The 7,578-nt window shown below is 63.2% G+C and carries 7 protein-coding genes; 1 reads left to right on the top strand and 6 read right to left on the bottom strand.

The window, feature by feature from the left end; genetic code table 11:
* Positions 1-7: 7 nt before the first annotated feature.
* The 4 genes from GE027_RS22090 to GE027_RS22075 all read right to left on the bottom strand — a co-directional run bounded on the left by GE027_RS22090 (position 8) and on the right by GE027_RS22075 (position 4,614).
* Entirely contained in the window at positions 8-1,351 is a 1,344-nt protein-coding gene (locus GE027_RS22090; protein WP_153559403.1) for an outer membrane protein assembly factor BamB family protein, read from the bottom strand.
* A gap of 152 nt (positions 1,352-1,503) precedes the next feature.
* Positions 1,504-2,421 (bottom strand): hydroxymethylbilane synthase, encoded by a 918-nt coding sequence (gene hemC, locus GE027_RS22085; RefSeq protein WP_153559404.1) that lies wholly within the window; start codon positions 2,419-2,421, stop codon positions 1,504-1,506.
* Positions 2,422-2,603: 182 nt separating this feature from the next.
* Positions 2,604-3,797 (bottom strand): cyclic dehypoxanthinyl futalosine synthase, encoded by a 1,194-nt coding sequence (mqnC, locus tag GE027_RS22080; protein WP_153559402.1) that lies wholly within the window; start codon positions 3,795-3,797, stop codon positions 2,604-2,606.
* Positions 3,798-3,822: 25 nt separating this feature from the next.
* Positions 3,823-4,614, bottom strand: coding sequence for a menaquinone biosynthetic enzyme MqnA/MqnD family protein (locus GE027_RS22075; protein WP_153559401.1), 792 nt, complete (start codon positions 4,612-4,614; stop codon positions 3,823-3,825).
* Positions 4,615-5,004: 390 nt separating this feature from the next.
* Here GE027_RS22075 and GE027_RS22070 point away from each other — a divergent pair, with 390 nt between their 5' ends.
* A complete protein-coding gene (locus GE027_RS22070) occupies positions 5,005-5,880 on the top strand; it encodes a hypothetical protein (protein ID WP_153559400.1) in 876 nt (291 codons plus the stop codon).
* A 720-nt stretch (positions 5,881-6,600) separates the two neighbouring features.
* Here GE027_RS22070 and GE027_RS22065 read toward each other — a convergent pair.
* Both GE027_RS22065 and GE027_RS22060 read right to left on the bottom strand, forming a co-directional pair.
* On the bottom strand, positions 6,601-6,825 hold the full coding sequence (locus tag GE027_RS22065; protein WP_153559399.1) for a hypothetical protein: 225 nt from the start codon (positions 6,823-6,825) through the stop codon (positions 6,601-6,603).
* The gene (locus GE027_RS22060; protein WP_153559398.1) at positions 6,825-7,046 is read right to left on the bottom strand and encodes an addiction module protein; all 222 of its coding nucleotides are present in this window, start codon (positions 7,044-7,046) and stop codon (positions 6,825-6,827) included. Before GE027_RS22060 ends, GE027_RS22065 begins: the two co-directional genes overlap by 1 nt.
* Between the last annotated feature and the right edge of the window lie 532 nt (positions 7,047-7,578).

Genomic DNA, 7,578 nt, shown 5'->3' with positions numbered 1-7,578 from the left:
ATGCCACTTACTTGTGATCGCCCAGGGCGGCGAGGTATTCCTGGCGGCCGTCTTCGCCCATAACCGCATAGCGAACGTACAAGCGGTCTCCGAGGGCAACGGGCGTCGCAAAGATTTCGTCTCCCAGCCGGTTCTTGGCCAGCAGCACAAAGCGATCTGGAGTGGCCCGATAGACGAACACTTCACCGTCTTCGCTGGCGGCGTAGATGCGATCATCGACCAACAGCGGCGAGGCGCTGAAGCCGCCGCCCAGTCGTCGCTTCCACATCTCGGTTCCATTGTCGGCTTTCCAGCAATACGCCACGCCGGCGTCCGAGACGGCATAGACATAGCCGCGATCGGCCAGCAGCGATTGCTCGTAGCACATCACGGAGTTTTCCCAGATCAATTCTTCCGTACCGTCGGCGCGAACGGCCCACGTGCCACTGCGGGGATTGCCGCCGCTGACAAAGACCGAGCGATCATCCCAAACAACCGTCCCACAGGTCGCTTCGGTCGACGCCTCGGCACTCCAGAACCGTCTGCCCGTGACGGGATCAAACGACTGAATCGCGTCGGCGCCGGGCAACAACAGTTGGTCTTTGCCGGCCAGCATCGCCACCACGGGCGAGGAGAACGATAGATTCGCCGGCCGCGCAACCTTCCAGGCCTGCCGGCCGTTGGCTTTGTCCAGCGCGTACAGTCCGCTATCGGGACCATCGTATTCGGCGGCGATAATCACGTGATTGCGATACAGAACCGGACTGGCCCCGTACCCGAACTGAAAAGCGGCGGGCGTGAAATCGGCAACCTTGCTCTGCCAGACTTGCCGCAAATCGTTGTCAAAGGCGGTCGCTCGGATCGCCCCGTCGTTGTGAAAGACGACAAAAACCAATTCGCCATCGGTCGCGACCGTGGGACTGGCGTGCGTGTTGTGGGGATGAATGCGCTTGGGCAGACCACCCTGATGCACGACCACCGCTCTGATCAGTTCGCCGCTCTCCCGGTCGAACTGCAGCAAACGCTGCTGATCCTGATCCGGCTCGGCGGTGCTCAGATAGATCCGGTTGCCGAAAACGGTCGGCGAACTATGTCCCGCACCGGGAACCGGCGTTTTCCAGACCACGCCGTGCCCACTGGACAGGTCCCACTGCTGGGGCGGGCTGGCTCCCAGTGGCGCATGATTATCGCTCGCCGCCCCGCGCCACTGCGGCCAATCGTCGGCGCCGTTTGCGCGGCCAGCCAACAGTGTCAGCACGCCGGCCGCCAGCCAGATCACGATGGTCCAGTCGGCCGCGACCATCCGCCGGGTTCGGTCGATGGCTTGGATGGCTTGGGCTGCCACGACGACGGCGTTGCGGTTCACACTCATCCTTCGAATCCTCCCTGGAAATATTCGCTCAGCAGCTCGGCTAAGTCCATAGTAGCTCGGCTGTCCATAGTAGCTCGGCTGTCCCAGCCGAGGGTGGTTTCGCCGGCTACTTTCGGCGGAGCGAAAGGCGACACTGTCGCGGTGCTACGATGCTAACGTGCGGCGGCGACCAGAGCATCGGCGCCATCGTGCCGCAGCTTTTCGGCCACCTCGATGCCCAACTGCCGAGCGGCGGCGAGCGGTTCGCGACCTTCGTGAAACAGGCGTGTCTTTCCGTCGGTCGAGAGCACGACGGCTTGCAGATGCAGGGTTTCGTCCTCCAACCGGGCCAAGGCCGCGATGGGTGCCAGGCAGCCGCCGCTGAGGTGGCTCAGCACGATCCGTTCGGCCGTCACCGCGGCCCGCGTCGCCGCATCGTCCAGCAGGGCGGCGATCTCGCGAGTCCGCACGTCATCGGCTCGTGTTTCCACGCCCAACGCTCCCTGGCCCGGCGCCGGCAACATGCTGGCGATCGGCAACCGCTCGGTCGCCTGCTCGGCCATCTCCAGCCGCGACAGTCCGGCTTCGGCCAAAACGATGGCATCGAAGCGGCCGTCTTTCAACTGCTGCAACCGCGACTGCACGTTGCCGCGAATCGGCTCGATCGTCAGGTCGTCGCGTACGTGCAGCAGCTGTGCCGCCCGGCGACGGCTGCCGGTTCCGATCTTGGCTTGCGCGGGCAATTCGTCCAGCGTCCGCCCGCTGCGGCTGATCAAACAGTCGCCCACGGCAGCCCGCACCGGCACGGCCGCCAAATGAAACGCCGGATCGGTTTCGGTGGGCAGGTCCTTCAAACTGTGCACGGCCACATCGGCCTCGTCGTCCAACAACGCTTGTTGGATGCGTTTGGTAAACACCCCCACGCCGCGAGTGCCATCGATGGGCGACTGGTCGGCGTCGCCCCGGCTGGTCAACATCACCAGCTCGGTCTCGTAACCGTGCTCGCGCAAGCGATCGGCGACCCAATTGGCTTGCCACAAAGCCAGCGGACTGCGACGGGTGGCCAAACGAACGGGCGATGTCTGTTGCATACCAATCATCAAGCTGGGGGAAGGCGTTGGAAACCGGCCATCATCCCGCAGAACCGGCCGCGGGGTCAACCTGCCGAAGTGTCGCCTTTCGCTCCGCCGAAAGTTGTGAAGCAGCAGTGTCGCCTTTCGCTCCGCCGAAAGTTGTAACCCCACCCGGCCAATTCCAGCGAACACACCAAGCCTCAGGACGACGCTTCCAGCTCCACCAGATTAGCCGGGGCTCCCTCGGCAGCTTCGGCCTTCGCCGCCCGCGCGGCCGCGGCCCGCTCGGCGGCCGCGCGATTCGCATCGATGGCTTTCTGTTCCAGTTCCGGATCGACCAGGTTGTAAAACACGTCCCGCTGCCGCGGCTCGTATCCCAGTTCGCTGATCGCGTCGCGAATCTGGTCCAGCGACAGGTAGTGCACCGTGCCGGCCTCGGCCACGACGTTCTCTTCGATCATCAGGCTGCCCATGTCGTTGGCACCGAACAGCAGCGCCAGCTGGCCGATCTTCAAGCCCTGCGTCACCCAGCTGCTCTGGATGTTGGGGATGTTGTCCAGGTACAGCCGCGACACGGCCTGGGTCTTGAGGTATTCATGCGAACCGGCCGGTGGCACGTCGCTCATCTGCGTGTGATCGGGCTGGAACGTCCAGCAGATGAAGGCGGTAAAGCCGCCGGTCTCGTCCTGCAACTCGCGCAGCCGCCGCAGGTGTTCGACGCGTTCTTCCAGCGTTTCGACGTGTCCGAACATCATCGTGCAGGTGCTGATCCCGCCCAGTTGATGCCAAACCCGCATCACCTCCAGCCAGTCGTCGGTCATGACTTTGCCGCGAGTGATTTCGTCGCGGACACGGTCGACCAGGATTTCGGCGCCGCCCCCGGGGATGCTGCCCAGCCCGGCTTCACGCAACCGCTCCAGCACGGTGCGCAGCGGCAGCTTGTTGACTTTCGTGAAATGATACAGCTCCGGCGGGCTGAACCCATGAATGTTCACCTGCGGGAAACGCTGCTTGATGTCCCGCAGCATTTCCTCATACCAATCCAGTTTGTATTTGGGATGCAGGCCGCCCTGCATCAGGATTTGGTTGCCGCCCAGAGCCACCGTCTCTTCGATCTTGGCCAGCAGTTCTTCCCGCGGCAGGACGTAACCTTCGTCGCTCTTGGGCCCTCGGTAGAACGCACAGAAGTCGCACACCGCGGTACAGATGTTGGTGTAGTTGATATTGCGGTCGACGTTGTAGGTCCGCACGGGCGACGGATGCAGGCGCCGCGAAACCGCATCGGCGGCGGCTCCGATGGCCGTCAGATCGTTGCTACGCAGCAGCTCGAGCGCGTCGGCATCGCTCAATCGCTCGCCGCCGGTGACGGCTTGCAGGATGGATTCTGTGGTCATAGGAATCGTGAAAGGGTCAAGACCGTTAGGAAGTGGTAAACATTAATTCGCGCCGGCGGGGCACCAAGCCCAGCGATTCGGCGTACCGCTGATAACGCCGGAGTGCCGTCTGTTCTTCGGGCCCCAGACGGAAATGCAGATGATCGGCGAAGTAGTGGTGCAGGTCGTCGATGGTCAGTCCATGTCCGCCCGCGTGTTCGGCGGCGATTTCCCGCAACCGCTCGAGGCCTTCGTCGCGAGCGGCCGACAGGATCGGAGCCAGCGCCCGCGTATCGACGCCCTCGCGCGCGACCCACATCGCGAACACGAATGGCAGCCCCGTCCAGCGGCACCAGCGGTCGCCCAGATCCCAGATCTCATGATAGACGCCCGTCGCCGGATGCATCGCTCGGTCGCCGATCAACAGCACCGCGTCGACGTCCATCGCTTCCGGGTCCGACTCCATCGGCAGGGGCACGGTTTCGGGATGCAGTCCGTACTGTTCCGCGAGCAACACGCGCACCAGGGCCGCACTGGTCCGGCTGCCCTCATCCAGCGCCAGACGGCGGATTTTCTCCACCGGCACCCGGCTGAGCAGCCGCACGCTCCACACCGGACCGCGACAAGCGATCACGGCGTCGGAAACGATCTGGTGGCCCACCCCGCGAAAATACTCGATCGACGGAATCAACGCGACGTCCAGGCGTCCCTGGCACAGGTCGTCCGCCAAACGGCTGGGCAGATTAAACGACAACCGCCCCGAGCCCCCCAAGCGGTTTGCCAGTCCATAAACCAGCGGACGGGTATTCAGATAGGATACGGCACCGATCCGCAGCATCAGTTTGTACTTGCCAAAAGGGTAGGGGACCTCGTTTTCAGCGGCCGTGCCTCACAAGGGCCTGGGCCAATCACAGTGTTTACCGTTTTTCGCATCCGCCGTTAACCACAGCAATTCCCCAGTGGCATAGGCTTCCAGCCTGTGAAAGCAGTGGCATAGGCTTCCAGCCTGTGAAAGCAGTGGCATAGGCTTCCAGCCTGTGAAACTTCCAGCCTGTGAAAGTCTCCCCCCTTTCCGAAGCCAGTCGCCAAAACCACATCCCGCCCCATCGAGCGGTTATCCTGGGTTATCCTGTAGGAAAAGCGAGCGGGGATCACCGCCGGACCCTGCCGTTTTTCCTGAGTTTCGTTCCGCCAGTCCGGGAGGATGCTGCACCGCAGCGAAGCAAGTATGGCCAAACATCACTGGATCCACGTCACCGTCGCCGCCCTTTGCTGCAGCCTGCTGGGGGCTGCCCCATGCGGGGCGCAAAACGGTTTTGGTGCGAAGCCGGGCGGCGGATTTCAGGGGGCTGGCGCCGCGGGCGCTCCGGGGGGCCGTTCGATCCTGCACGTCGATGGAACCGTCAAAGCCGTCAGCCGACTGGGGCTGACCGTGACCGACCAGGAAGGCACCGAGATCATGGTCCAGCTGCCGCAGGACCTATCGAAGGTCCAGTTCCGCGCCGACGCCGATCCACGCGGGTTGCGCCCCGGGATGATGGTGCGTTTTCAAGCGGCCCTCGGACCGGGCGGCGTACCGCTGGAGCCGGTCAAGCAGGTCGAGATCTTTCATCCGATTCGGATGCCCAAGATGCCGCGTCGTGTGGCCGAATCGATGACGCCCGGCTTGCACTCGGACAACAAACAACCGGCCAACCGGAACGTGGGATTCGTTCCCGGCAAGTACCGCGTCGTCGGAGCCTTGGCCGGCGGCGACCCGAGCAGTTGGCTTGCGGTAACGGCCGGCAAGTATCCGATCCGCGTCCAAATGGCCCCCGACGCCAAATTCGTGATCCGGACGCATTCGCTGGAACTGGCCCAGCCGGGCGACCGCGTCAGCCTGGACGGTTTTTATAACGAACCGGACAAGACGCGCGTGTTGGCCGACAAATTAACCATCACCGCCGACCGCGTAATCGGCACGCCCACGGAAGAACCAGCCGGCCCAAGACGCGGTCGAGCCCGGAGAGCCCGCGGCGCAGCGGCCGAAGGGAACGCCGCGGCCGAAGGCGAAGGAGCCGCCGCGGCCGAAGGCGAAGGATTCGGCGCAGCGGCCGAACAGTAAGCCACTATCAACCGCCCCGGCGATAGCCCACGCGGCCCCGGGGACTCACCGGCACGTCGATTTATTCGAAAACGCATTGCGGATGTGAGCCGTTTGGGCGATAGCCCCGGTTCTGCGGTGACGAAACCGAGGCTAGCGCCTAAACGGCTCATTAAATCGACAGGCCGGTCAACCGCCGGGTCTCGCCACCCCCAAACAAACCAAAGCCCCGGAGGGGCGACAGGACAGCGCGTGACCTCTGTCGCCCTGCGGACTAGTGTCGGCCGAAAACCCTTCCGAGCCGTACGCGCGGTTTGTCGGGTCTCGCGGTGATACATGATCCTGCGGCAGTTCGCGTTTCCGCACCGCTGGTGATTGTGATTCGTTTCGCGGCGTCGTCGAGACGTGGCTGAAAGACCCGCGAAAGCGCGCCGTCGGCTGCCCCAATTGATCGCTTGCTCGTTGCCCAGCGAGTCGGTGACGTTTGGCGATGTTTCCGACCATGTCGTCGCCACGCTCCACGCTGAACACCGAGCACAAAGCCTGCCGCCCAGCGCAGCCTTACCGCCCTGCGCAGCCTTACCGCCCTGCGCAGCCTTACCGCCGGTGGGCGGCCGACGGCAGCCGTCCCTACCGGGATCCCCGCCGAAGCTCTTCCCTGACTTCCGCTGCCCAAATACATCGAAAGCACGGACTGCCCCCCCTGCGAAACCCTTCGCAAATTCTTAGCTGAAATGTGAGCTAACGCTCAACGCTCAGGGTTGACGGGCTCATCAAAGAGGCCTGACCCATTTGATCGCGATCCGCGGCAACCGCGAACAAAAGCGGATTGTCGCGGATGCGTTGGATCGCCGACAAATACTCCACCAAAAACTCGTCGCCAAGCCCAGGTCGCTTGTCGTCGTACCAAACGACTGCCTCAACGATATCGTCCTCGACTTCCGGGCGATAAGACAGTTGCCACATTAGCGGCGGCTTGCGATACGACGCATCAGTTCGTCGTGTGAGATCGCCGTACTTGGATCAGCCCGATGAGCCGCCAATCGTCGATCAAGCTCGGCTTGCTGCTCCGGAGGTGGGGTCAGGTCTACATCGTCCGGGAGCGTAGCCCAGATCGCGTGTACTACGCGCAGTCGATCACCGATCGAAAGCGAGGATAGCTCTGAGATTGCTTGGTCAACATCCATTGATCGTCCTCCGCAACTATTCTGGACCGGTCCGGATCTGGAGTCGAGACAGGCGAAAACGTCAGGAAATGCGGCGATCCGGCCCGGATAACGGCGGCCGTCACCCGGCGACGACCCAGGATTCGGTGAACACGACACGACGTTGCCGCCGCTCGGGTGCACCACTTTGTTCTTACGAGGCGATGGAACCGGCTGTGCATCGGCCAACCCGATCGACTCGGCAAGCTCCCAGGATACCGGCGGGAAGGGGACCGAGCAACAATCGAGCGCGCAACCTGCAAACCATTACGCCAATGTTCCTACCTCCATTTTCCTACCATCTGCTCGCGAGGGACAGGCAGGAACATGGAGGTAGGAAGATAGTTAGAGGTCGACATCTGCGACCAGTTCTCGCCCAACGGCAGGGCCAAGGGTGAACGGGAATGCCAGCAACCATCAGGAAGCCTGGCAATCGACCGCGCATCCGTCGCGGACCTGGGCCTTCCGAGGTTTGGCGCTCACGGACCTGTGCGATCGACCGCGCAACGACGGA

Origin of the sequence: Roseimaritima sediminicola (assembly GCF_009618275.1) — a bacterium.
GTDB classification, from domain to species: Bacteria; Planctomycetota; Planctomycetia; order Pirellulales; family Pirellulaceae; genus Roseimaritima; species Roseimaritima sediminicola.
This window is presented reverse-complemented; position numbering and strand designations above follow the sequence as displayed.